This window comes from Micromonospora sp. Utrum1 (assembly GCF_057197805.1).
Genome location: NZ_CM170071.1, coordinates 1,335,448 through 1,358,719 on the forward strand (window position 1 = coordinate 1,335,448; position 23,272 = coordinate 1,358,719).

The 23,272-nt window shown below is 65.7% G+C and carries 13 protein-coding genes and 1 pseudogene; 9 read left to right on the plus strand and 5 right to left on the minus strand.

What is annotated here, in order from left to right:
• Positions 1-126: 126 nt before the first annotated feature.
• From AC0OLQ_RS06705 to AC0OLQ_RS06745, 9 genes are all read left to right on the plus strand, one after another.
• Complete coding sequence (locus AC0OLQ_RS06705; RefSeq protein WP_484530625.1) at positions 127-1,308, plus strand: L-histidine N(alpha)-methyltransferase; 1,182 nt, start codon at positions 127-129, stop codon at positions 1,306-1,308.
• A gap of 71 nt (positions 1,309-1,379) precedes the next feature.
• Positions 1,380-1,976, plus strand: a complete 597-nt coding sequence (locus AC0OLQ_RS06710; RefSeq protein WP_484530626.1) for a hypothetical protein — start codon at positions 1,380-1,382, stop codon at positions 1,974-1,976.
• Positions 1,977-2,175: 199 nt separating this feature from the next.
• Entirely contained in the window at positions 2,176-4,371 is a 2,196-nt protein-coding gene (locus tag AC0OLQ_RS06715; protein WP_484530627.1) for an MMPL family transporter, read from the plus strand.
• 105 nt (positions 4,372-4,476) lie between these two features.
• Complete coding sequence (locus tag AC0OLQ_RS06720; protein WP_484530628.1) at positions 4,477-6,918, plus strand: M14 family zinc carboxypeptidase; 2,442 nt, start codon at positions 4,477-4,479, stop codon at positions 6,916-6,918.
• A gap of 1,004 nt (positions 6,919-7,922) precedes the next feature.
• Positions 7,923-9,485, plus strand: coding sequence for an ATP-binding protein (locus AC0OLQ_RS06725; protein WP_484530629.1), 1,563 nt, complete (start codon positions 7,923-7,925; stop codon positions 9,483-9,485).
• Positions 9,482-10,474, plus strand: coding sequence for a PD-(D/E)XK motif protein (locus tag AC0OLQ_RS06730; RefSeq protein WP_484530630.1), 993 nt, complete (start codon positions 9,482-9,484; stop codon positions 10,472-10,474). Before AC0OLQ_RS06725 ends, AC0OLQ_RS06730 begins: the two co-directional genes overlap by 4 nt.
• Positions 10,471-13,371 carry a Z1 domain-containing protein gene (locus AC0OLQ_RS06735; RefSeq protein WP_484530631.1) on the plus strand — a complete coding sequence of 967 codons (2,901 nt, stop codon included), beginning with the start codon at positions 10,471-10,473 and terminating at the stop codon, positions 13,369-13,371. The genes AC0OLQ_RS06730 and AC0OLQ_RS06735 overlap by 4 nt, the downstream gene beginning before the upstream one ends.
• A gap of 42 nt (positions 13,372-13,413) precedes the next feature.
• Positions 13,414-14,448 carry an HNH endonuclease gene (locus AC0OLQ_RS06740; RefSeq protein ID WP_484530632.1) on the plus strand — a complete coding sequence of 345 codons (1,035 nt, stop codon included), beginning with the start codon at positions 13,414-13,416 and terminating at the stop codon, positions 14,446-14,448.
• 259 nt (positions 14,449-14,707) lie between these two features.
• A complete protein-coding gene (locus tag AC0OLQ_RS06745) occupies positions 14,708-15,586 on the plus strand; it encodes a GIY-YIG nuclease family protein (RefSeq protein WP_484530633.1) in 879 nt (292 codons plus the stop codon).
• On the opposite strand, the gene AC0OLQ_RS06750 is transcribed toward AC0OLQ_RS06745, so the two are convergent.
• From AC0OLQ_RS06750 to AC0OLQ_RS06770, 5 genes and pseudogenes are all read right to left on the minus strand, one after another.
• Positions 15,587-16,348 carry a very short patch repair endonuclease gene (locus AC0OLQ_RS06750; RefSeq protein WP_484532289.1) on the minus strand — a complete coding sequence of 254 codons (762 nt, stop codon included), beginning with the start codon at positions 16,346-16,348 and terminating at the stop codon, positions 15,587-15,589. It abuts the gene before it with no gap.
• A gap of 38 nt (positions 16,349-16,386) precedes the next feature.
• The gene (locus tag AC0OLQ_RS06755; RefSeq protein ID WP_484530634.1) at positions 16,387-17,682 is read right to left on the minus strand and encodes a DNA cytosine methyltransferase; all 1,296 of its coding nucleotides are present in this window, start codon (positions 17,680-17,682) and stop codon (positions 16,387-16,389) included.
• A gap of 103 nt (positions 17,683-17,785) precedes the next feature.
• On the minus strand, positions 17,786-18,574 hold the full coding sequence (locus AC0OLQ_RS06760) for an alpha/beta hydrolase (protein ID WP_484530635.1): 789 nt from the start codon (positions 18,572-18,574) through the stop codon (positions 17,786-17,788).
• Between the two features lie 160 nt (positions 18,575-18,734).
• Positions 18,735-19,931, minus strand: a pseudogene (locus AC0OLQ_RS06765) (IS110 family RNA-guided transposase).
• A 354-nt stretch (positions 19,932-20,285) separates the two neighbouring features.
• Positions 20,286-22,376: a hypothetical protein gene (locus AC0OLQ_RS06770; RefSeq protein WP_484530636.1), complete on the minus strand. Its 2,091-nt coding sequence runs from the start codon at positions 22,374-22,376 to the stop codon at positions 20,286-20,288.
• Between the last annotated feature and the right edge of the window lie 896 nt (positions 22,377-23,272).

Consider the following 23,272-nt stretch of genomic DNA (forward strand, 5'->3'; position numbering starts at 1 on the left):
GGGCATCCCCCCGCCGCGCTAGATCATCAGCCGCTTTCTGGGTCCACTGAGGAGACTTTCGCGCTGTTAAGGTTGGCGGGCGGAGCATGGGGGACCGGTCCGACCTCGCTCGGGGGATGGCACAACATGGATCAGCAGGCCAGGGAACAGTTGAAGCTTCTGCGCAGGCTCGAGAAAGTCATTTCGGAAACCGAGTTCTCCTGGTCGCTGTGCCTGGTGGGAGAAGACCAGTCCCGGAAGCTCAATGAGCTGGCCGCGGAGCTGCAGCGGCCCTTCTCGTCAACCGGCGACGAGAAGCGGATCGTGTCCGGCTATTCCTACTGGGGGATCGAGCCGGCGGTCAACTGGCAGCGAGCCTGCACCGACCCCAACTACCCCGTCATGCGGGACGGGATCGAGACCTTCGGCCGGCGCTGGCGGAACCTGCACTCCCGGCACAACGGCCGGCCCTACCACTACATCAGCCTGGGCCCGGGCACCGGGGAGAAGGACGCCGTGGTTCTGGCCGACCTCCATCCGCTGAACCCGGAAATGTATTACGTGCCCGTCGATATGAGCGCGGAGATGCTGCGCCTGGGCCTGAAGCCGATACAGTCCCTGCCCTTCTTCCGGCAGTTCCGGAATCAACTGCTTCCCGTGCAACTCGACTTCTCGGTCGAAGAGAACGTGGCCGAGCTGAACGAACTGCGTGACCGGCTGATGGGGGACGAGCCGGTGCTGTTTTCTCTGCTCGGCAACACGATGGCCAACTTCGACGAGGACGTCTACCTGGTCGAGCGGCTGAGCAAGCAACTGCTGCGCCCCCAGGACCGGCTCCTGGTGGAGGTGGCCACCGCGTCCCACCTCGACGAGAGGATGGCGCAGCAGGCAGCCCGCGAGTACGAGACCAGCTGGGTGTTCCGCGAGTTCGTCATCAGCGCCCTGCGCCAGAACACCGACCTCTCGGTGAACATGAACTACGTCCGCTTCGAAGGGGTGGTCGACGAGGGCCGGTCACTGGTCATCAAGGTGATCTACTGCAACCGCTCGGCCGAAGACCTGAAGATCGTGCTGCCGAACCGCAGCGAGGTCCACTTCCCGAGCGGCGACACCATCCGCCTGCTCATCACCCGGAAATATCAGCTCAAGGCCCTGGCCGCCGCGCTGGCCAAGGCCGGCCTCGTCGTGGAGAGCGAGGCCTTCACGCAGTTCCAGGCGTACGAGCGGGTCCGCCGGTTCGGCATGGACCTGATGCTGCTGTCCAGCGGCGATGCCGGCACCGGCCCCGACACGGCCGCCCGGGACGTGTTCCGCCGCCCCGGCAAATGACGGGCGGATCGCAGCGGCGGCCACGCCCGGCGCCCCTGCCGCCCTGGGTGACGGCACCACGCACCTGGATCATGGTGGTCACCGCCGGCAGCCTGGCGGTGGCCTTCGTCGTCAGTGCCGTCTGGTGGACCCGGTCATCCGGCACGTCGCGCTTCGAGCCGGCCGTGCAGATCCTGGGCCTGCTCGGCGGCATCACCGGCATCGTCGCCGAGCGGTGGGCGGCAGGTCGCGAGAGGCGCGCGGAGGCCCTCCAGGCCATCGGCGACGAGTTGCAGGACAACGGGAGGATCCTGGCCTCTCCGCCGTTCGCCGTGGGCACCACGCAGCCGGCTCGCCGGCAGGTCTACCCCCGGATGAACCTGTCGGCGGTGAACGCCGCGCTGTCATCGGCCGTGCTGTCCCCACGCCGCGACGAAACGCTCGTCGGCATGCTGCACGACTGGCGCAACGAAGCGGAGATCTTCAACCACCAGTTGTCCCTTGCCGAGATCCTGGCCTTCACCAACGGATCCGACGACGTGCTCCGCGACCTCTACCAGGGACTGCACAGCGCCGACGGGCCACTGGAACGCATGCAGGACGCGCTGAACGCCCTTCTGGCCACGCCTCCGCTCGCCACGGCCGGCCTCGGACCGCGCAGCGCCGGCGGAGCGGGCGGCGCCCGGTAGACAGCCGCCGGAACGGTGCTCGGGTGCCTGAACGGCCCATGAGACTCACCGAGCCGCACACCGCAAGCGTCCGAAAAGGATTGCTGACCGACGGTACGCTGCACAACGGGTAGCGATGGGCACCCAGCAGAGTGACGGGCCGGCGCCGAGGGCGCTCTGCGCCACAGACATCCGTTGTGCCGAACACACGGGGGAAACCATGTTCGAGCGGCTGGGCGCATTCGTCGTACGCAGGGCCTGGTGGGTGATCGCCGCCTGGGTGCTCGCGGCCGCCGCCATCATCCTCACCACGCCGTCGCTGAGCGACATCACCTCCGCCGACCAGGAGAGCTTCCTGCCCCGCTCCTACGAGTCGGTCCAGGCCACCGAACTCGGGCAGAAGGCGTTCCCCCAGCAGGCCGCCGCCACGGCGACCATCGTCGTCAAGCGCGCCGACGGGCAGCCGCTCACCCCGGCCGACGAGGCGAAGGTGGGCCAGTTCGCCCAGTCGCTCAAGGCCAGGAACATCCCGGACACGACCGGCTACCTCACCGGCCCGCCGGCCGTCGCGCCGGACAAGTCGGTTCAGGTGATCAACGTCGGTCTCGACGCGGCCACCCCCGACGACCCGGCACTGCTCAGGGCCGTACGCGATCTGCGGGCCGCCATCGGCCCGGAGCAGGCGGGCAGCGGGCTCACCGCAGGCGTGGCCGGCGACGTGGCGAGCTTCGTCGACAACGAGGACACCTTCAACAAGGCCTTCGCCGTGGTCGGCGTCGCGACGATCATCCTGATCATCGGACTGATCCTGATCATCTTCCGCAGCCCCATCGCCGCGCTGCTGCCCGTCGTGGTCGTCGGCGCCGTCCTGACCATCACGACCGGGCTCGTCGCCGCGGCCGGCAAGGCGTTCGACCTCAACGTGAGCCAGGACCTGCAGACGATCCTGCTGATCGTGCTGTTCGGCATCGGCACCGACTACATCCTGTTCCTGCTCTTCCGCTACCGCGAACGGCTGCGCGCCGACGACGACAAGCGCACCGCGATGATCATCTCCGTCCAGCGGGTCGGCGAGGTCATCACCTCGGCCGCGGGAGCGGTCATCGTCGCGTTCCTCGTGCTGCTCCTCGCCTCGCTGGGCTTCTTCGGCTCCCTCGGCCCCGCGCTCGCGATCGCCGTCACCGTCATGCTGATCACCTCGCTCACCCTCATCCCGGCGGTCGTCTCGCTGCTCGGCCGGTACGTCTTCTGGCCGTCCAAGGCGTGGCAGCGTACCCCCAGGGCCACCCTGTCGCGGCGCCTCGGCACCGCCGTCGGACGGCGCCCGGCCCTCGTCGCGGCGGCATCCGGCGCCCTGCTGGTCGCGCTCGCCGCGGGCGTGCTCGGCTACAAGGCCGATTACGATTTCAGCGCCGGCTTCCCGCAGGACACCGAGTCGGCGAAGGCCGCGAAGGACCTGCAGCGCGGGTTCGCCGCCGGTGCCCTCGCCCCCACCGAGGTCTACCTGACCACCGGCAACGGGACGCCGCTGACCGAGCAGCAGGTCAACGACTTCGCGGCGGCCGCGGCGAAGGCCCCGGGAGTGGGCCGGGCGCAGCCGCCGGAGCGGAGCAGCGACCCGAGCGTGGCCCGGGTCAACCTGCTGCTGAATGAGAACCCGGTCTCCAACGAGGCGATCGCGCTCGTCCGGGACGACCTGCGCGACGCCGTGCACGCGGCGGCACCGCCCGGCACCCGGGCGCTGGTCGGCGGAACCACCGCGATCTTCGCGGACATCAACTCGGCGAACAACCGGGACCTGTCGGTGATCCTGCCGGTGGCGGCGGGGCTGATCGCGCTCATCCTCGCGCTGTTGCTGCGCAGCCTGGTCGCGCCGATCTATCTGGTGATCGCGGTGCTGCTCAACTTCGCGGCGACCCTGGGCGCGACGGTCTACGTGTTCCAGGGGCTCCAGGACCAGCCCGGGGTGACCTTCCAGCTGCCGATCATCCTCTATCTCTTCGTGGTGGCGATCGGGACGGACTACAACATCCTGATGATCGCGCGGCTGCGGGAGGAGGCGCGGGAGGGCAACGAGCCGCATGAGGCGGCCCGCTATCGGCGTGGAGCATGCTGGGCCTACGGTCGCGGCGGCCGGGCTGATCCTGGCCGGGACGTTCGGGGTGCTGATGCTGGCGCCGATCTCGTTCCTGCAGCAGATGGGGTTCGCGGTGGCGATCGGGATCGTGCTGTCGGCGTTCGTCATGTCGATGTTCCTCGTGCCGGCGTTGACGGCGCTGATCGGGCACAAGGCGTGGTGGCCGGGGCATGGGGACGAGCGGCCGGTCAGGGGGCGGCATACGCCGCCGGAGCCGGCGAGCGTGGCGGGGGTGTAGGGGGCGCTCGGCGCGTCGCCCGCTACATCGATCTTGACTGATCGTGAGGATCGCGTCACACTTTGCGCAGCTGCGGCAGCCGGGGGTGACCCACCCCGACGCCTCGACTGCGCGGCCTTCTGGATCGCCTCGCCGGAAGGACTCTCATGAGGAGTACACAAAGATCCAACGGACCGCGCCGATTCCTGGCACTGCTCGCCCTACCGCTGGCGCTCGCCGTCAGCGCACCCGGCCTCGCCAGTCCGACGACGGACAACGCCGTGGCCCCCGACCGGTCATCGACCGGCGAACAGAACGGCGTCGGCCTGATGCGCATCGTCGTCGCCGACAAGTCGGGCATCGACCGCCTCAACGCCCTCGGCGTCGACCTCGCCGAATACGTCAAACCCGTCGACAACGGCATCGAGGTGCACGCCATCCTCAGCCCCGAGGAAAGCCAGGCGCTGCGCGACAAGGGCTTCGACGTGCAGGACGCCATCTCCGACCAGAGCGACTACGCGCAGAACCTGGCCGAGCGGTCCGCCTCCATCCGAGCCGCGACGGCGGCGACCGCCACCACCGACACCCTGACCGTGCTGCGGGCCGAATGGTTCTCCAGCCTCGACAACCAGCTCTTCCTCAACGTCGAGGTGAAGTCGAGCGCCGGCACCGACTCTACGACGGTGCTCACGGCCAGCTGGGACAGCGGACCCGGCACGGCGATCGGCTCCGGCGGCACCGCCACCATGTCCCGGTTCACCGACGCCGGCCAGTACATGTACCACCGGTTCAGCAACCCGGTCCCCATCACCGCCGCACCGGCCAGGGCCACCATCACCAGCAACAAGGGCGGCTCGGCCACGGTCGACGTCGCGAAGTGGCTGGGCAGCCCGCGCAAGGACCCCGGCAAGCACCCGTACGTGTCGGACTTCGTCGACCACTACATGGACCCGACCGAGGTCACCGCGCGGTTCACCGGCCTCGCCGCCGAGTTCCCGAAGCTGACCGAGCTGATCGACCTGCCGTACAAGACCAACGGCTACCGGCGCAACGCGCAGGCGCAGTTCGGCACCGCCGCGGCGAGCACCGTCTACGTCACCTCCAAGGCGTACGGCTCCGAGGGCGGCAACGACGTCAGCATGGCGCTGGTCGACCCAGGCACGGCGAACGCCCCGCTGACGGTGAGCGTGTCCGGCAAGGCCGTCACGGTGCGCCTGGCCACCGACGGCTCCGGCGCGATCACCAGCACGGCCGCGCAGGTCGTCGCCGCGGTCAACGGCAACGCCGACGCCGCGAAGCCGCTCACCGCCAGCACGTACCGGGGCAACGCCGGCGCCGGCGTGATGGCCGCCGCTCCGGTGACCAACCTGACCGACAACCTGAAGGCGCCGGCGAGCGTGTCCCGCGAGCCGTTCCAGATGAAGGTGCTGCGCATCGGCAAGCACCGCGACGGCTCGAAGGTCGGTGTCTTCCTCTACTGCCAGGAGCACGCCCGGGAATGGGTGACCCCGCTGGTATGCGTGGAGTCCGCCGAGCGGCTGCTGCGCAACTACGCCAAGGACCCGGACACCCGCAAGATCGTCGACGACCTGGACATCTTCATCCTGCCGGTCGTCAACCCCGACGGCGCGCACTACAGCATGTACGACTACAACATGCAGCGGCGGAACATGACCAACTACTGCCCGGCCTCCAACGCGGACCCGGGCCGCCGCAACGCCTGGGGCGTCGACGTCAACCGGAACTTCTCAGTCGGCTCCGTCTTCGACGGCTACGTCGGCGCGTCGGCGACGAACTGCACCAGCGACACGTTCGCCGGGCCGAGCGAGCTGTCCGAGCCGGAGGCGCGCAACGAGGTCTGGCTGGTCGACAGCTTCCCGAACATCAAGCTCTCGATGAACACCCACTCCTACGGCGGGTACTTCATGTGGCCGCCGGGGGCGTACAAGGCCGAGGGGCGCGAGGTGCTGCCGCGGGTGGACCAGGGCACCGAAGCGTACTTCTGGACCTCCTCGGACTACATCCTCTCCCGGGTCCAGGAATACCGGGGCACGGCGATCTGGCCGGGCCGCACCGGACCGGTGACCGACGTGCTGTACTCGGCGGCCGGCAACAGCGCCGACGAGCACTGGTACAACCGGGGCATCATCGGCTGGGACTTCGAGGTCGGCGCCGACATCTACAACCCGGCGACCGGGCGGTTCAGCGCGGTCGGGTTCCAGCCGCCGTTCGCCGAGGGGCACGAGGAGGCGATGGAGTTCGCCAACGGCAACATCGCCATCCTCGAGGTGGCCCGCGCGTACGCGACCGACAAGATCCAGCCGAAGACTTCGCTGAAGGTTGTCAAGCAGGAGGCGGGGGCCACGGCGTTCACATTCAGCACGAGCGAGCCGGCAAACGTGTACTACACGCTTGATGGGAGCCGGCCGACGTACAGCTCGGCCAAGCTGGCGCTGGCCGGGATGCGGGAGGGGGCCCAGAGCATCGTGGTGAACAGCGATACCACGGTCAACTGGTTCTCGATCGACATCGCGGGCAACGTCGAGAGCAACTACAAGCCGGACGGTGAGGGCAGGAACTACAACAAGCAGCGGGTAGGCGTCCAGTAGGCGATTTACCGCTTGAAGACTGGTGGCCGCCGACTGCGGGTCGGCGTCCACCAGTCTGTGGGAGGCCGGCCCCGTAATGAATGGCTGACGTCGGGCGTCCGGCCAGCGCCCGTTGGCACGTTCCCCGCAGGCGTCTTCCGACCCCGCCGGTATCCGCGTCGTTGCTGCGGATGGTGATCGAGACGGCCGGCCTGGTCAGGCTGCTCTTGCCCCCGGTGGTCTCCTTCGGGTTTACGCCGCTGCTGCCATCGGCCCGGCTTGCCCCGGCAGTTGTCAGATCTCCGACAGGCGGAGTTGCCACCACCCAGCCCTCGTCCGGATCCGGGCCCTGTCATCCATCTCTGGTCCTGGCCCCCGGCCTACTTGTCATGGCTGGCGGTTGCCACCGATGACCAGGGAAAACGGTGGCCGCCCTCACACTGCTTGTCCCGCGGCAATATCAACTTCCGAGGCTATTGACAGCGCAAACAGGGTGGCGGGGACCGACTGAACGGCTGAACAATCGGGGGTCCCGCCGGTAGGACCCGGGCGATAAGGTCCGAGCACCGTCAGTGGGAAGTGGGGTGACGGTGCTTACCGAGCTGACACTGCCGCCCGGGCCGAAGGCAGAGCGTGTGGTCTCGGCGGTCCTTGCTGACCTGCGTTCCGGCAACCATCGGGCCGTCGTGGTCGACTCGCCGCCCGGGGCCGGCAAAATCGACCGTCGCCGTGCGCGCCGCTCTGGAACTCGCCGCCAGCGGCGAGCCGGTGACCCTCACTTCGCACAACACCGTCAGGGCGTCCCCTTTGACAGTCACCCGCCTGGAGTCGCGGCGCCTCTGCGTGCTGACCTCACGGCACCGGCAGGCCTGCATCGTCGTGGCACGGCAGGCCATCGCTCAGCTGCTCGATGGCACCCGTCTACCGAGCCGGGGCATTTCAACGCGCCCGTCAAGTTCCCCTATGGCTGGGAAGCCAACCAATCTACGATGGCGCACCCCGCGCCATGGAAGGTGCAGGTTGCCATGACTGATCTGGCGGCGATCGGGTTCACGCCAGATGCGGGCGTAGCGGACTCTCCTTGGCGTGAGGAGGTTCCCACCAGTGGTTCCGTCGAGCTGCCTCCGGATCCGCATGCGCTCGACGGCCTCGGGCGCAACCACAGTATCGAAACGGCCCTCGCTGACCTGGTTGATAACTCGGTCGATGCCGGCGCCGACCAGGTGCTGATTCGGTTCATGCAGCGCGACGGGCGCCTCCGCACGCTCTACGTGGCGGACAACGGCAAGGGCATGCGCGGCGACGTCATTGACAACGCGATGACGATCGGCGGCCGACGGGAGTACGGCTCTGCCGACCTCGGCAAGTTCGGCCTGGGCATGAAGGCATCCTCCTTCAGCCAAGCGCGGAGCCTGACAGTGCTGTCACGAGCGGCTGGGAGCGAAGCGGTCGGTCGCCGCTGGCGGCTCAGCGGCCGCCAGGACTTCTGCTGCGATGTCGTTCCCCCCGATTTCGCGGCGGCAGAACTGGGTCGTGCTTGGGGTGTAGCCCTGGCGGATCATGGGACGGTTATCCGGTGGGATGACGTCACAGGCTTCCCGGTGACGGACGATCCCGTACGCGTGCAAGAGTTCGTTACAGCCGCCACCACCAGGATCCTCAATCACCTTGGCCTAGTGTTCCATCGGCTGATCGCAGGGCAGCGCGTGGGCATCAGGGTAGACGTGGAGGACGTGACTAGCGCCCTGACGGGGCCGCCCTTCGACGTGGCTGCCCTCGATCCCTTCGCCTACCACAAGTCGGGGCACCCCGACTACCCGAAGCGGCTCGTCGCTGCCGTGGACGGTCACCGACTCGACTTCAATTGCCACATCTGGCCAGCCCGCTCGAAGACTGAGCACTTCAGACTGCCTGGGGGGCAGATCGAGCGGCAGGGACTCTACTTCTACCGTCGCGATCGCCTGCTGCACGCCGGCGGCTGGGACGGGGTAACCGTCGCGGACCCTCGTCTACAGCTCGCGCGAGTCGAAGTCGACATTGAAGACGACGTTGCCGGGCTCTTTCAAATGAACCCGGAGAAGTCCCGTGTCACAGTCGGGCCCGAGTTCGCCCACCTCGTTGAAGCCGCAGTCGCTGAGGATGGCACCACGATCGCCGACTACCTACGCGACGCCGAGAGCATTTACAAGAAGTCTCGGGAGAGAAGCCGCAACCGACGGCGCATGCATCCGCCCGGCAAGGGCTTCGATCGGGCGCTCAAGCGGGCAATCGCGGACGAGGTCCCGTTCATTGATAACGAGAGGCCCCTTGACATCCGGTGGCGGCGGTTGGAGGGATTCGATTTCTTCGCTGTAGACCGCGAAGAGAATGTGCTTTGGCTTAATGATCGTTACCGCGCGGCTCTGTTGGTAGGCCGACGCGGAGGGCTCAACGACGCTCCCCTGGTGAAAGCCCTGCTCTACCTCCTCGCGGAAGAAGTCTTCCAAGGGGAGTACCTGGGCCCCAAAGACAAGGACAACTTAGCTCTCTGGCAAGAGGTCCTCACCGCTGCTGCACGAGCAGAGATGTCCCGAAGTGAGAAAGGATGATCAGCGGATCGCGGCACCTCAGCCTTGCGGGTTTCGCGCAGTATCTGCGCAAGAGCGTGCTGATCGAGCAGCCCATTGATGGCGATCCCCGGCTCGTCCTCACAATCGATCCAGACGCGCCGGCGTTGGCCCTCCGGGCGCCCCGACGCATGCACGAGACGCCGTTCAAGACGGGCCTGGAGCATGTGCGCGTCATCTCCGGGCATGCCTCCTCTGGGCCGTTTCTCCAGATCCGGGTCACCGATCCGAGGCTGTTCATCGACGCGTACCCAGTGCTATGTTCCATCGCCGATCGCGTTCAGCTCCAAGGCCTGACGTTCAGCGCTGCCGTATCCGATACATTGCGTTCGCTCGGCAAGCTGCTGACGCGAGACGAGGCGCTTCCCAGGGACCGCGAACTCGGGCTAGCTGGGGAGCTGCTGATGCTACTGGGGTTGTGTAAGGCCGTCGGTCCTGAGCTCGCGGTGGCCGCCTGGCGGGGCCCCCACGGCGAGGAGCACGACTACGGTCTCAGTGGGTTCGATGTTGAGGTCAAGACGACGTCGTCTGAAGACCGAGTCCATTGGATCCGATCACTAACCCAACTGCAGCCAACTGCAGATCGGCCCCTGTGGCTGGTCTCTTATCAGCTCACCGAGGCTAGCCCGGACGATGGGTGGTGCATCGGTGACCTGGTGATGGCGGCGCGCACAGCCGCGTCGGAGGCCGACGTGCTGGACCAACTGGACGAGCGCCTGGCTGCCTCTGGATGGGTTGACCCCTATACAGAACTCTGCCGTAGACGGTGGCGTCGGAGGTTCCCCTCCGCGGCCTACTCGGTGTCCGGGGACTTTCCCGCCCTCACCCCTACGCTACTAGAAAAATCCGGCGTGAGCCTGTCCGCTATCACCGGCGTCCGCTACCAAATTGACCTGACCGGCCAAATGATCGGCCCCTGTGTCCCAACTCTGCTTGCCGATGCCATCGCTTTCGAGGTGAATCAGCTGTGACCGCAATATCTAATGCCTATCGCGAGGCACTTCGCCCGATGGACCTTACAGGTCCGCGTGGTTTCCATGTCCTTGCGGCAGCCTTGTCGAGCGACGGCGGCGTCGTCCTTGGTGACGACGCCTTGCGCGGACACCTCGCTGCGGCCCAGCCCGACGACGCCCTCAGGAAGGACCTCCACCTGCGGCTCGCGACCTGGGACGCGGAAGAGAAACCAAGTTGGGCTGCGGGAACGCTCCCCCGAACGCAGGAACGACGCACGCGCACCATTGCGCTGCTCGGAGTTGACGAGAAGACAGCGGACCTCTTCGCCGACCTGTTCCCTGTGGCATCCAGTGATCTTATGGTCATCGACAAAGAGTGGGAGCCCTGGTATACGGAGGAGCTTCGTCACGAGCGGAACTTCTATTGGGCTGCCTACAGGCAACATCTAGCCGAGAGGCGGGGATTTGGAGCGGAGGCGATCGCGAGGCTTGACGCTGCGACTACTAGCGTCGTCGAACGACTCGCGGATCCCACTCGGCCCGAAAGGCACCAGGCGAAGGGGTTGGTAGTCGGTTATGTCCAGAGTGGCAAGACGGCCAACTTCACAGGGGTAATCGCCAAGGCCATCGACGCGGGGTATCGGCTCATAGTCGTGCTGACCGGCACGACGGACTTGCTGCGGACCCAGACCCAACGTCGCCTCGATATGGAACTGGCGGGTCGGGAGAATCTCCTGCGAGGCATTTCGGAGGATGATACCGAGTCGTTTGACTACCACGATGACCCGGATTGGATTGATGGCAGGTTCCTTCAGCACGGCTGCCGCCCTTCCGACGTCGGTCGTCCTGACATCATCCGACTCACGACTCGGAGCTTTGATTATCGGAGTCTTCAACAGGGAATTAGCGCCCTTGATTTTGAGCGCCGTGAGCGTGCTCGTCCATACTTTGACCCCAGTAACCTGTTGCCGAGCGATGCGCGGTTGCTAGTCGTGAAGAAGAACGGGCTGGTCCTCCGGAAGCTTGTAAAAGATCTAGGAAAGATCACCGCCAGACTCGGCGAGATTCCTGCCCTCATCGTCGACGACGAGTCAGACCAGGCTTCGCCGAATACCAGCAACCCCAAGAAATGGGCAGAGGATCAGATCGAAAGAACCGCGATCAATAAGGTCATCGCCGAGCTCCTGGTGCTGTTGCCTCGAGCGCAGTATGTCGGCTATACCGCTACACCGTTCGCCAACGTCTTCATCGATCCAAGCGACGCCGAGAACATCTTCCCGAAGGACTTCCTAATTTCGCTGGAGCGACCACAGGAGTACATGGGAGCCGAAGACTTCCACGACATTGACGCTTCCTTCGGCGAAGAAGGCCCCAACTTCGCGAACTCAAAGGAAATGGCTCACGTTCGGCCGCTCAGCCCTGACGATGCAGACGAAGACTTGCGGCTTCTTGAAGCTCTAGACATGTTCGTACTAACTGGAGCGGTAAAGCTCTATCGGGAGGATCAGGGCCTTCCTCCTTACATTCATCACACGATGCTGGTTCACGAAGCGATGAAGACTGTTAAGCACCGCGAACAAGCCTCGGTGCTGCGAGACCTCTGGCGGAAGTCGGGCTACTACTCTCCCGCGAGTGGTTCCCGTCTTCGGCACCTTTATGAGAAGGACCTACTTCCGGTGAGTGCGGCCGTTGCTCCGCAGCTCCCGACTCCGGCGACTTACGACGAGCTCGCCCCGTACGTTGCGAAATCGGTGCGGCGGATCGGCCATTCGGGCGACCCTGTTATTGTCGTCAACAGCGAGAAGGACGCGGAGAAAGAGGAAATCGACTTCGACAAGCGATCCGTTTGGCGCGTGCTCGTAGGCGGCAACAAACTGGCCCGTGGCTTTACTGTCGAAGGACTCACTGTTTCCTATTATCGACGTTTGACAAAGCAGCAAGATACGCTGATGCAGATGGGCCGGTGGTTTGGCTTCCGTCCGAACTACCGGGACCTGGTCCGTCTATACATCACGCCGATCTTGCATGAGGCGTTCGAGGCGAGCTGCCTGGACGAGGAACACTTCCGAGCAGAACTTCGGCGGTACTCCGAGCCAGTGGAAGGCGGGCGACAGATAACGCCAGCACAGATTCCGCCACTGGTGGCTCAGCATTTGTACTGGCTCAAGCCCACGGCCGCAAATAAGATGTACAACGCTCAGCTAACGGAACGCCGGTCGCCAGGGATCCCGGTGGAGCCGCGGTGCTTTCCGTCGAGCATGGCGACGGCCCGTCAGAACACCGAGGCTTTCCTGCCGCTTATCGAAGCGGTCAGTGAGCGCGTGTCGCTGTACGGCGAGCCAAAGAACTGGAAATACGAGGCGTTGATCGGGAGCGTTTCGCATCCCGTTCTGCTGAGTGTCTTGGAGTCGATTAGCTTCGCCGTGCCGGACTTCCTCAGGCCCGACCTGCGCTGGCTCGCCTCGCTGCGGAAAGAGGACGTAAGCAAGTGGGTCGTGATCTTCCCGCAGCAAGCGGGCGACACGAGCCAGCGGAGGATTCTAGGTCATGGACCTATGAGTGTGTTCGTGCGCAAACGGCTGCGCGAAGACTACTTCAGCGTTATTAGTGAGGAGCGACACAGGCACCCGATCCAGGTCATCAAGCGCGGCTTCGGCACCATTGGGGATCCTATCGCGAACGACCTGGTCAGGTCGCGGACCGGTGCGGTCCTTGTCTACCCGGTCGTGCCACGAAAGGTAGATGGTTCTGCTCTCCTGCCCGGGGAATCGGGAGACGAAGTCGACCCTGGCAAGGTGACAATGGCCTTCCACCTCGTGGCGCCGTCAACGGCAACTGGCCGCGAATCTAGGCTCGTGACATTTACCACTCGCGATCGATCGCGAGAAAGCGATCCGATCGTGGACAGGTTCTAGAGTCCTGTCCCTTTGGCCCTAGCTTCAAGCTGAGGAGGAAGCGTGCCCGAAGTGCGGGAGTACCTGGATCTGACGCCGTCGGCGGCCTGCGATCAATGGAACCAGATCAAGGAGCGGAATCCGGTGGTCGAGGGGCGGCAGGTGAATTTCCTGCCCGTCGAGACGCTCCTATGTCTTGCCGCGAGCTTGCTGGTCAACCACCGTCGTTACGGAGGTTCCACCAGCCACATGGCGGAAGAGCCAGTCCCGACGCTCGCGCGCCTATTCCTCAGGCCCAACAGCAGTGTGCTCGCGAAGATGGCTAACTTGGACGGCAGCCGGCCGAACGGGGCGAAGCATGAGGTGGAGGTCGCTGCTCATCTCCTCGCATCGCCGGAGCGGCTGGCCTCGACATATCGCCTGGTTCTATCCGCTGCCCGCAGCATTGGTATTGGCCCATCGTCGCTGCCTGACTTTCTAGGGCTCGAGGAGGCCAACGCCCGACTGGATCTCCTCGGTCAGGAAGAGCTCGACCAGGCGGATGTTGAGGCAGTCGTCCAGGGGACGTCCGCTAGCTGGCTTGAGAGGCGCCCCGACCTTGAGGAGCGGGTTACCGAGAAACTTTTAATGGCCGCAGCCCGGATCGGGCAGCATCGTTTCGCGACCGGTGTGTTACGCAATCACGGCTACCGCTGCGTGTTTTGCGGGCTGTCCGTCGTTGCCGCTGGTGGTAAGAGAGCCCGTCGAATGCTCGTAGCCAGTCACATCAAGCCATGGAGAACTAGTAAGCCCGCAGAGAGGTTGGACGTCCAGAACGGCCTAACAGCCTGCCCTACGCATGATGTCGCCTTCGACACGGGTTTACTTACCGTGAACGTTGATTTGCGGATCCACGTGAGGCCCGAGCTGGAAAGCTCCGCGAGGATCGATGCTGCGGCGCGGGGAGCTTTTGGCCGTCCACCCCTAGCTGAACGTCTGTTACTCCCCACAGACGCGGTCTGGCCAGCCCAGCGGTACCTGACCTGGCATCACGAGCATGTCTACCAAGTGAGCATCCCCAGCCAGGCGGAGCGAGTCACCGGGGTCATAGCTCGTTGAGACCGGTGGGCCGGGACCAGACCTGACGACGAGCTGGCCAGCGCACAGGCGTGCAGGCTCCGAGAGGTCTCGGCGGCCCGACATATGAACTTTCGGCTCAGACGGCGGGCAGACCGAAGAGTCGAACCCCGAGCGGGGCATTCTGCTTGGCACTCCTCGTGCGGTGACGACAACACCTACTCATTGGAGATGGATCATCAAGTCTTACCCCGGCCACGCGGATCGGCTTCCGCCTCCGCCCGCGGCTACGCTCCCTGACGTGTTTAACGCGAATCATTACGCTGATTTCAAGCTGTCGATCACGAAGGCCCTGGCCGACCAGCTGTCGGCTGCCCTGCAGAAGCTGACCCCGGCTTCCTTGACGGCTGAGGCGCTGGACGCGCTCCCCAAGGGCCCGGGTGTATACCAGCTGTACGTGGACGGTCAGCGGGTGTACGTCGGGAAGGCGAGCAAGTCGCTGCCCACGAGGCTCCGCAAGCATTACAAGAAGCTGTCGGGCCGGCCCATCGCTGGCACGGTCTCCTTCGTGTGCCTCTACCTGGACGAAGACCTGGAGGCGTCAGCCCCGGAAAAGATGCTGCTCGGCAAGTACGAGGGCAAGTACGAGCGTGCCGACGGAGAGCAGGCGCAGAAGCTTCCCTGGAACAACAACGGTTTCGGCAACAACGACCCAGGGCGAAGGCGCGATGGCAGCGAAGTCGAGGCAAACCACTTCGACGCGGTCTACCCGGTCAATCTCGATCTAGTGGTCGACTGGCTTACGCCCGGTCTGAGGCCTGTGCATGAGGTGCTGGCCGAGCTCAAGAAAGGGCTGCCATACAACCTCCGCTTCGAGAATCCGAAGGACAGCACCCGCGCACGCCGGGACTACAAGACGACCTTGGAGGTCCCATCCCATCCCATGACCGCGCGGGCGGCGCTTCAGCTGATCGTGGGGGCGCTGCCGGAGGGATGGCAGGCGAGCGCCCTTCCCGGTTATCTGATCTTGTACTTCGAGGACACCGCCTACAAGAGCGCTCGGTGTTGGTGGAGCCGCGCTGGCGCGGGTGTTGTCGAGACCCCTGGACCCGGCTTGTTCGCTCCGGCAACGGAGATCGCTGAGGAGTCGGACGACGAGGACGGAGACGAGACCAGCTAACTAACAGTTGACTGTGCCTGTCCGCACGGCAGCCAAGACCCGCTGAGCAGCGGCCTCGATCGGTTCGTGTTCCCAGACGCGAACGACTGTCCATCCTGCCTTGGTCAACAGCGCTGTTGTCTCGACGTCGCGGGCGCGGTTACCTTCGATTTTGGTCTTCCAGAACTCGCTGTTTTTGGTGGCGGGTCTATGGTGCTCGGGGCAGCCATGCCAGTAACAGCCGTCAACGAAGACCGCCACCCGGGCTCGTCCGAAGACGAGATCTGCTGTGCGTCGTAGCTCAGGCAACGGGCGTCGGGAGACCCGGTACCGCAGTCCCATCGCATGCAGCCGTGATCTCAGTAGAGTCTCCGGTTTGGTGTCACGGCTTCGGTTCGCCCGCATGACATTGCGCGTCGCCGGACTCGACGCCCATGATGCCGAACCGGCCCGGCCGCTGCTCTGCCGCCCGTCCGACGATCCAGCGGTGTCACCGATCGTCCGGACCATGGTCCAGGCCGCGCGGAGGTTGTCAGCTCGCGTGGCGTGGCCTACCTCGCCGACATACCTCTCTTTGGTAACTCCTCCATCAGACCAGCGAAGATAGGCCCTGATCCGGCGTGTCCGACGGTAAAGCCGCAACGCTATCGACGCGCGGGCGATCCTCCCATCGGGAAGGGACAACTCGCGGACACTTCGGCCGCCCGCCGCAGTGTCCTGTTCGCGCATCCTTGCCGCGGGTGTCATGCCCGTTTCGCAACGCCAGGCCGTCGCCGGCGGCATTGACCCGTTCCAGGGGGAAGACACTGCTTCTCCTCGACTCAGCGTCCTGATCTTCCGCCGTTGGACCGGCCGAGAGCCTTCACGACTGCCTCGGCGAAGACCTTACCGAGCGCAACCGGCACGGCGTTGCCCAGTTGCCGCATCTGTTCGCCTCGTGGTCCCGATAGCTGCCAGTCATCGGGGAAGGTCATGACACGGGCGGTCTCGCGGACGGTCATGTAGCGGTGTTTGCCGTTGTCGAGCATCATCACGGACTCGCCCCCGGGGACACCGTGCACGCCGGCCTTGACGGTCTTCGCCGGCCTGTCCAGCAGGTTAGGGGTGTGTCCGGGGTAGATGCGGGCTCCCGGCCAACCCTTGTGGTGGAACCACCCCGGGTAGTCCTCCCCGTCTACCACATCCTTGGGAAGTGGCGGCTCGTAGGTGCGGTCCGGATTGCCATACAGCGCGTCCCGGAGCGTCCTCCAGGGCTTGATCTCTTCACCCTCCAATGGCAATTGAGAGGGCAGTTGGGGTAGCACCTCGACGACGGCGTCGCGCACCGCTGATGGCACGTCGGAGTGGCGATCCCAGTAGGGGCCATCGAGCTGACTCTTGATCAGGGCGGTCTGCGAGTGGCTGCGCTGGGGTTTCAGGTGCTTGTCCCAGTCCTGTTTGGTGATGCCAAGATCCGCACGGAAGGCAACGATGATGACGCGGTTGCGGACCTGGGGCACGCCGTAGTCCGCCGCGTTGACCTCCATCGGGATCACCACGTACCTGCGTTTTGACGAACGTGGGATTTTGGCGCCGCGCTCGAGCAATAGCGTGTTGTGCTCTTCCCAGGTTGCGTCCTTCGCTCGTCGTTCGAAGGGCAGTTCCAGCTCCCGGAGGATGTAATCGAAGTACGGCTTGAAAGACGGCCTAAGCAAGCCGCGAACGTTCTCGCAAATGACCGCCTTAGGTTCGGTCTCCCGCACTACCCGGAACAGCTCGGGAAACATGTTCCGTCGATCTTCGTAGCCCTTGTGCGCCCCTCCCAAGCTGAAGGGCTGGCACGGCGGCCCTCCCGCCACCACATCCACCCTTTGCTCACGGAGGTAGGCAAAGGAGACGTTCCTCACGTCGCCCTTCACCAGGGGCCACTTGTCATCGATCCCGATCGGGATATGGTCCTCGTTCTTGCGCTCCTCGGCCTTGTTTAGGAGCAGCGTGTCACAGGCGTGCCGGACAAACTCGTTCATGACCAGGTGGCGGAAGCCGGCTTGGTGCATCGCCATCGCGAGGCCACCCCCGCCAGAGAACAGCTCGACGCTCGTCCCTACCTCAGTCAACAGCCCGTCCTGGTTGTCCACGCCGAAACCATACCGCGGAGTCCGTGATCTTGAAAGCGCTAGCGGTGACTGTTCTCCGTGCCACAAACCGCGCAAGAAGCGAGTACGGCTTGGCCGGCGCGGGTCAGGGTGTCGGGCCGTGGCGGCGGACGAGCCACTCGACCGTCGCGTCCAGCGCCTCGTCCTCGTGGGGCCTGGCGTCGAAGCCGTGGTCGGCTCCTCGCACTGAGTGCAACTGGCAGCCTGGGCGGGCGGTTGCGGCCGCGGCGGAGGTTCCGTGGGAGACGTGTGTGTCCCTATCGCCATGGATGATCAATGCCGGTAAGCGACTCGTGGCGAATGACTTCGCCGGCTCGTGGTGGCTCATCTCGTCAAACACGGCTCGATCGAGTTGGAACTCGCCGTCTATCAGAACGAAGCCATCCCGCTCCAACGCCCCACGCGCCGTCAATCCGAAGTTCGCCTTCCCCCAAGGGAGTCGGGGTTCCAGGAACGTCTCGTGAAGGTCGAGCACCGGTTGCCATAAGACCAGGCCACGCATTCGATCTTCGAGATCCGGCAACGATAGCAAGGCAGGTACCGCGCCGAACCCGGCGGCTACTAAGTACAACGCGCCCGGGTGGTCGATCTCGGCGACGCCGATTGCGGCGGTCAGGTCGAGCACCTGGCCAGCGATCGTGACGCTCCGCTGAGTGCCGTCACTACCCCCGTGACCCCGGAAGGAGAAACGCAGCGTCGTCATACCGAACTGCGCTAGCCGCTCCGCCAAGCGCAGGTACATGCCGCCTTCGTCCATATCCATCCCGAGGCCGTGAACGGCCACGACGATGCCGGGGCGTCTCGGGTGGCGGGCGGGATGAAGCGCGGCTTCCAACCTCGTGCCGTCCGCTGATTCAATATCGACCGCGTGCACCCCACCCACCTCTCCATCGTTGTCTCGAGCGATCGCAGCCTGGGGTCCGGCGGGGAAGGGGGTGGTGGCCCCAGCCAACTGGCGCACCTTGGTCGGTCTCCCGTCTAGCATCTCGCGCGGCCTGTGTCGGTCTCCTCTGAGGGTGTCCCTATGGGTTTGGTCAAGCGGCGATCGGCGGTGTTGGTCGGGTTTGGTAGGGGATCTTGTCGCGGAGCATGGCGAACAGGACGTCGCAGCGGCGGCGGGCGAGGCAGATGAGGGCGGCGTTGTGGCGTTTGCCTTCGGCGCGTTCACGATCGTAGTAAGCCCTGCTGGTGGAGTCGGCGAGGGCGGCGAACGCGGCGAGGAAGAACGCGCGTTTGAGGTTCTTGTTGCCGCCTCGGGGTGGGTGTTCGCCGCGGATGCTGCTGCCCGATCGTCGGGTTACCGGGGCGAGGCCGGCGTAGGCGGCGAGGTGTCCCGGGGGTGGCGAAGGCGGTGCCGTCGCCGACTTCGAGCAGGATCCGGGCTGCGGTCCTGACGCCGATGCCGGCCATCGAGGTCAGGACCGGGGCAAGAGGGTGCGCATCAAGCATGCTCTCGACCTGGGCGGCGACCTGGTCGCGTTGCCAGAGCGTCTCGCGGAGGCTGTCGGCGAGGCGGGGCAGGATCGTTTCCGCCGCGGTGGTGCCGGGGACGGTGACGGTCTGCTCGTCCAGCGCGGTCATGACCTGCTCGACGAGGCAGTCGCCCGTGCGGGGCGCGTGGACGGTGGCGATCGAGAGTAGTTGCGGCGGCCGGCCTTGCGTAGTCGGGCTGGTCCGCCGCAGCGGGACAGCAGCTCCAGCACAGCTTTGTGTCCGACTTTCCGGCCGAGGACCCGTTCCAGAGCGGCGTGGATATGCGTCAGCAGGCCACGGATCCGGTTCGACACCCGGGTGGCTTCGCCGGCGGGGTCGTCGTCGAAGCCGACGAGGTCCAGCTCGGCTGGGGTCTCATCGGCGGTGTTGACCCGCCGCAACGTGTGCGGCAGGGTGCGAGCCGCGTCGGCGATGACATAGGCGTCGCGGGCGTCGCTCTTCGCTGAACCTCGGTGCAGGTTGGCGATCCGTCGCATCGCCAGGCCGGGCAGGTAGGCCACCTGATGCCCGGCCGCCCAAGCGACCGCGACCGGCAGGGCGCCGATCGAGGCGGGCTGGTCGACCACCACCAGGACCCGGCCGTGGCGGGCGAGTTTGTCGAGCAGTTGCCGCAGCCGGGCTTCGGTGTTGGGCAGCGGCGCGTCGTGCAGCCTCCTGCCGTCCGGGGCCAACCCGACCGCGTGATGATCACCCTTGCGGACGTCCAAGCCCACGAAGACGCCGTATCCGTCGTGCACCAGACCCGCCTCCACGCATGGTCCGTGGCCTCGGCCGCAGTCAGGGCGCCGGACTGTTGGCAGCCACGTTACGAAGAGGCCTACCCGACACGGGTGGCCGTGTCCCTATCAGCGGTCCGCCGACGCCACCCGACCCGGCGACATCACCCCCCGGATCATCCGAACGACAGGGGCAGAAAGTCATACCGGGCCGGGCGGCCGAGGGTCCCGGCTGGGCACGATCAAAAAGGTAACGGGCGAAGTGCTAGCGTCTGGCGCCGACGACGTCAGCCTTCCTGAGCCGGGCGATCCGGACAGCCTCCATCCGAACATTAAGAGGGCGGGGCCACCAAACCTCGATGGCCCCGCCCGTGTTCAGGACAGGTCGACTTCGTCCTGGTCCTCGGTTACGACCATGCTGGCGTCGTGGATCGCGGCCCATTTGCGGAGCTCCCGGGCGATCTTGTCGATCTTCTCGGTGATCCGCTCCACCTCGCCGGAGGCCCAGCCCTGCTCCAGGATGAGCGGACGTCGGACTCCGCGGATCAGGGTTACGGCTTCCACGGACGTGACTAGGCGTGTAACCAGTTCCTCGACCCGGTCCTGCGCTTGCCGCAGCAGTGTTTCGGGAGTGTCAAGGCGGTCTTCGTCCAGGTCGAGGTCGACTGACTTGTCGGGCTCGGGCCAGGTCCTGCGAATCCAGTCGTCGTGCACCTGGTCATGGTCGGTAACCGGGGATCCCTCGTCGTCGACCGGGCGGACGGGCTGGCCGGCGCGGCCGTCGGTCAGTGCCTGCGCCAGCTGATGTACCCCGTGTTCGGTCGTCATCAGCGACCGCAGCACCTTGTCGAGGGACCGCTTGTCGTAGCTGCGGCTGAGCTCCCGCCTCATGATTTGGTTAATCAGCAAGTGCCAACTGGCCAGGACGGTCAGTTCGACCGCAGCCGGCCCGCAGGCCAGGCCCTCCTGCAGCTCGGCAAGGGCCGCTGCACGCAACCGCTCGGGGGCCCGGTCGCTAATCACCCATGCGTGATCGTGAACCTCCGATAGCCGCATCGCCCGTTGCGACGCCGAGCGGACGGCGTCTGCGACCGACGCCTGCGCAGTGGTCAACGTGGGCCGCCAAGCCCGCAGCGCGAGCTCCACGGCGACATCGACAGCCACGGTGTAACGAACCGACGCCTTTGCAGTGACCCGGCGGATGCCGCGCTTGGTGACGGCCAGGTTTCGCGGGCTCAACAACGTCTTGTAGATGAAAGCCGCCCGCACGTCGGGCAGGGCGCTGAAACCCCTCGCTGCGGCCTCCTCCGGGTCGAGGTCACCACCCAGGTAGCGGGCCTCGTCCTCGGTAATGCGGTGCTGCCGAAAGAGTTCATCGAGGGCCGACTCCGCGAGGGCATCAAGCTCGGAAGCCCTGTCCCACTTAGTGGGCGGATCGACGTGCGTGAGCCCAACCACGAAGCGGATAGCCTGCGCGAACGTGAGTTCGGAACCGGCGTCGGGCTCGTACCGAACGGCGAGCTTGGCCGGTATGACCAAGGCGCGCACCTTCCGCTGCTCCACGGGGGTGAGCGACTCGAACGGTTGCTTTGCCAGGGCGAGGTCCCGGCCCAGATCGTTGCGCCAGGCGCGGTCGTCGGCCGTCCAGCCGTAGACAATCTGCTCCGGAGTGGCGCCGGTGAGCCGGTGGCAGGACCCGGTGCGCGAACTCCCGTCTGCAGTGCCCAGCGTGAAGGCGGCCGGAAAGCCGTCGCCGTGGTCGATGCGGACCGCTACCGCGTAGACCTCCCTCAAGACGCCGTTCTTGCCGATGGAATCGTCGTACGTGTTGTTCTTGCGCAGGAACGCCTGTGACCGCTTCAGGCTGGCGATCACGTGCTCCCGGGACTGGGCGCGGACTGTGACCTCAGCCGTCTCGCCCGGCTCGCTCGAAATCTGCGACAGGGACGGGTAGCCGGCCCACTCACTGTGGCCGACCCCGGCGAACGCGTACTGCCTGTCTACGGCCTCGCGCAGGTTCACTGGGTAAGTCGTGAGCGCAGACGAAAAGACCGGCACCGTGATGCTATAGATCGTGCCGCCCGGCACCCGCTCCGCCACCGGGAATGCCAGCCGGCGGCGAACCTCATCGGGCCTGACGCACGCACGGGCCACCGCCCTTGCCGCGCCCTCCTGCATCCCCGCCTGGTTCACCAGCGCTTGGGCGAGCTTGCTGACAGCCGAGGCGCGCGGTACCGCCGCGAGCTCGGACACGGGAAAGGTGCTGTCGAACTCGTCCTCATCGTCCTGGTCCCCATCGGCGCCTGCGTCGGGCTCGTTGGCGAGCTCGGTGCCCGCCATCTCATCGGCGTCCTGCGCTGCGGTGGGGTACTGCTCGGCGGGGTCCTCCTGGCCGCTGCGGGCCAGTGGGGCGACAGAAACCGTAAGCTCGACGTTCTCGTCGGAACGGAGGGTCATATCGGTCACGGCATGGGGCCTCCCTGCCCCGGGGCTGGCAAGCCGCAGTATGCGGCCGGTGCCATCGGCGCTCCCGGGTATTCGCCATGAACGACGAAGCCCTTCGCTGCCGATCGGAACTCCTTACGGAGGTCCCGGGGCGAAGGGCATCTGGCTCTGCACCCCGTTGCGGGGGTCCGGCGCTCGAGCCGGCGTGTCCGCGACGGCGTGGATGAACAGCGATCGTCCTCGAACTTCTCCCCAACCAGCCCAGGCTGGTATGCAAGGTAGTTCTCCATGAAGCCGGTGCCGCCGGGGGCGGGAGCTTCTTCACGTGACGAGCGCAGTCCGTGACCACGTCTCGGTCAAGAATGCACGATTCAGACACCGAGCGCAAGCAGACCCACTCGGTGATGTTCGGCCGACACAGCGCGCGAAGGCAGTAAGAGAACGACGAGCCTCCCGGCCACTACGGGTGATCCGATCGCCGTGTCCGTCATGATCACATGGCACAGATCCGGCACAACCGAGCGCGAGTAACGGCGGAAGATGCCGGAAACCGACGGAAGGCGTTTCCGCACGTCCGGGTGGCGCGGGAGGTCGAGGAGCCGGACTCTTACTTTTAGCGGTATCGATCTAGTCCGGGGCGTAGTCGGTCAAACCGGGCGACTGTGGCTCTGAGCTGCTGCCACGCCTGGCATGGATGGTCAACGTTGATCATTGCTGGCCCTGCCTCTTATGAGGCGGATGAGCGCGGTCTCGGCGAGTCAAGCTCGTTCGCGGTCAACTGATCTTCGCGCCACCGAAGGGCGGCAAGTCCCGGGAGGTGCCCCTACCGAGGTCGGTGGCCGATCGGCTACAGCGCCATGCCGCCGACTGCCCACCGGCCGCAGTCACGCGCCGATTGCCGGAATCGGTGGCACCCG

What these genes read in the sequence shown, in the direction of transcription:
- AC0OLQ_RS06730 (WP_484530630.1), top strand. Translation starts at nt 9,482, where the DNA reads ATGATCAGCGGATCGCGGCACCTCAGCCTTGCGGGTTTCGCGCAGTAT.
- AC0OLQ_RS06720 (WP_484530628.1), top strand. Translation starts at nt 4,477, where the DNA reads ATGAGGAGTACACAAAGATCCAACGGACCGCGCCGATTCCTGGCACTG.
- AC0OLQ_RS06725 (WP_484530629.1), top strand. Translation starts at nt 7,923, where the DNA reads ATGACTGATCTGGCGGCGATCGGGTTCACGCCAGATGCGGGCGTAGCG.
- AC0OLQ_RS06715 (WP_484530627.1), top strand. Translation starts at nt 2,176, where the DNA reads ATGTTCGAGCGGCTGGGCGCATTCGTCGTACGCAGGGCCTGGTGGGTG.
- AC0OLQ_RS06750 (WP_484532289.1), bottom strand. Translation starts at nt 16,348, where the DNA reads ATGCCGCCGGCGACGGCCTGGCGTTGCGAAACGGGCATGACACCCGCG.
- AC0OLQ_RS06710 (WP_484530626.1), top strand. Translation starts at nt 1,380, where the DNA reads ATGGTGGTCACCGCCGGCAGCCTGGCGGTGGCCTTCGTCGTCAGTGCC.
- AC0OLQ_RS06705 (WP_484530625.1), top strand. Translation starts at nt 127, where the DNA reads ATGGATCAGCAGGCCAGGGAACAGTTGAAGCTTCTGCGCAGGCTCGAG.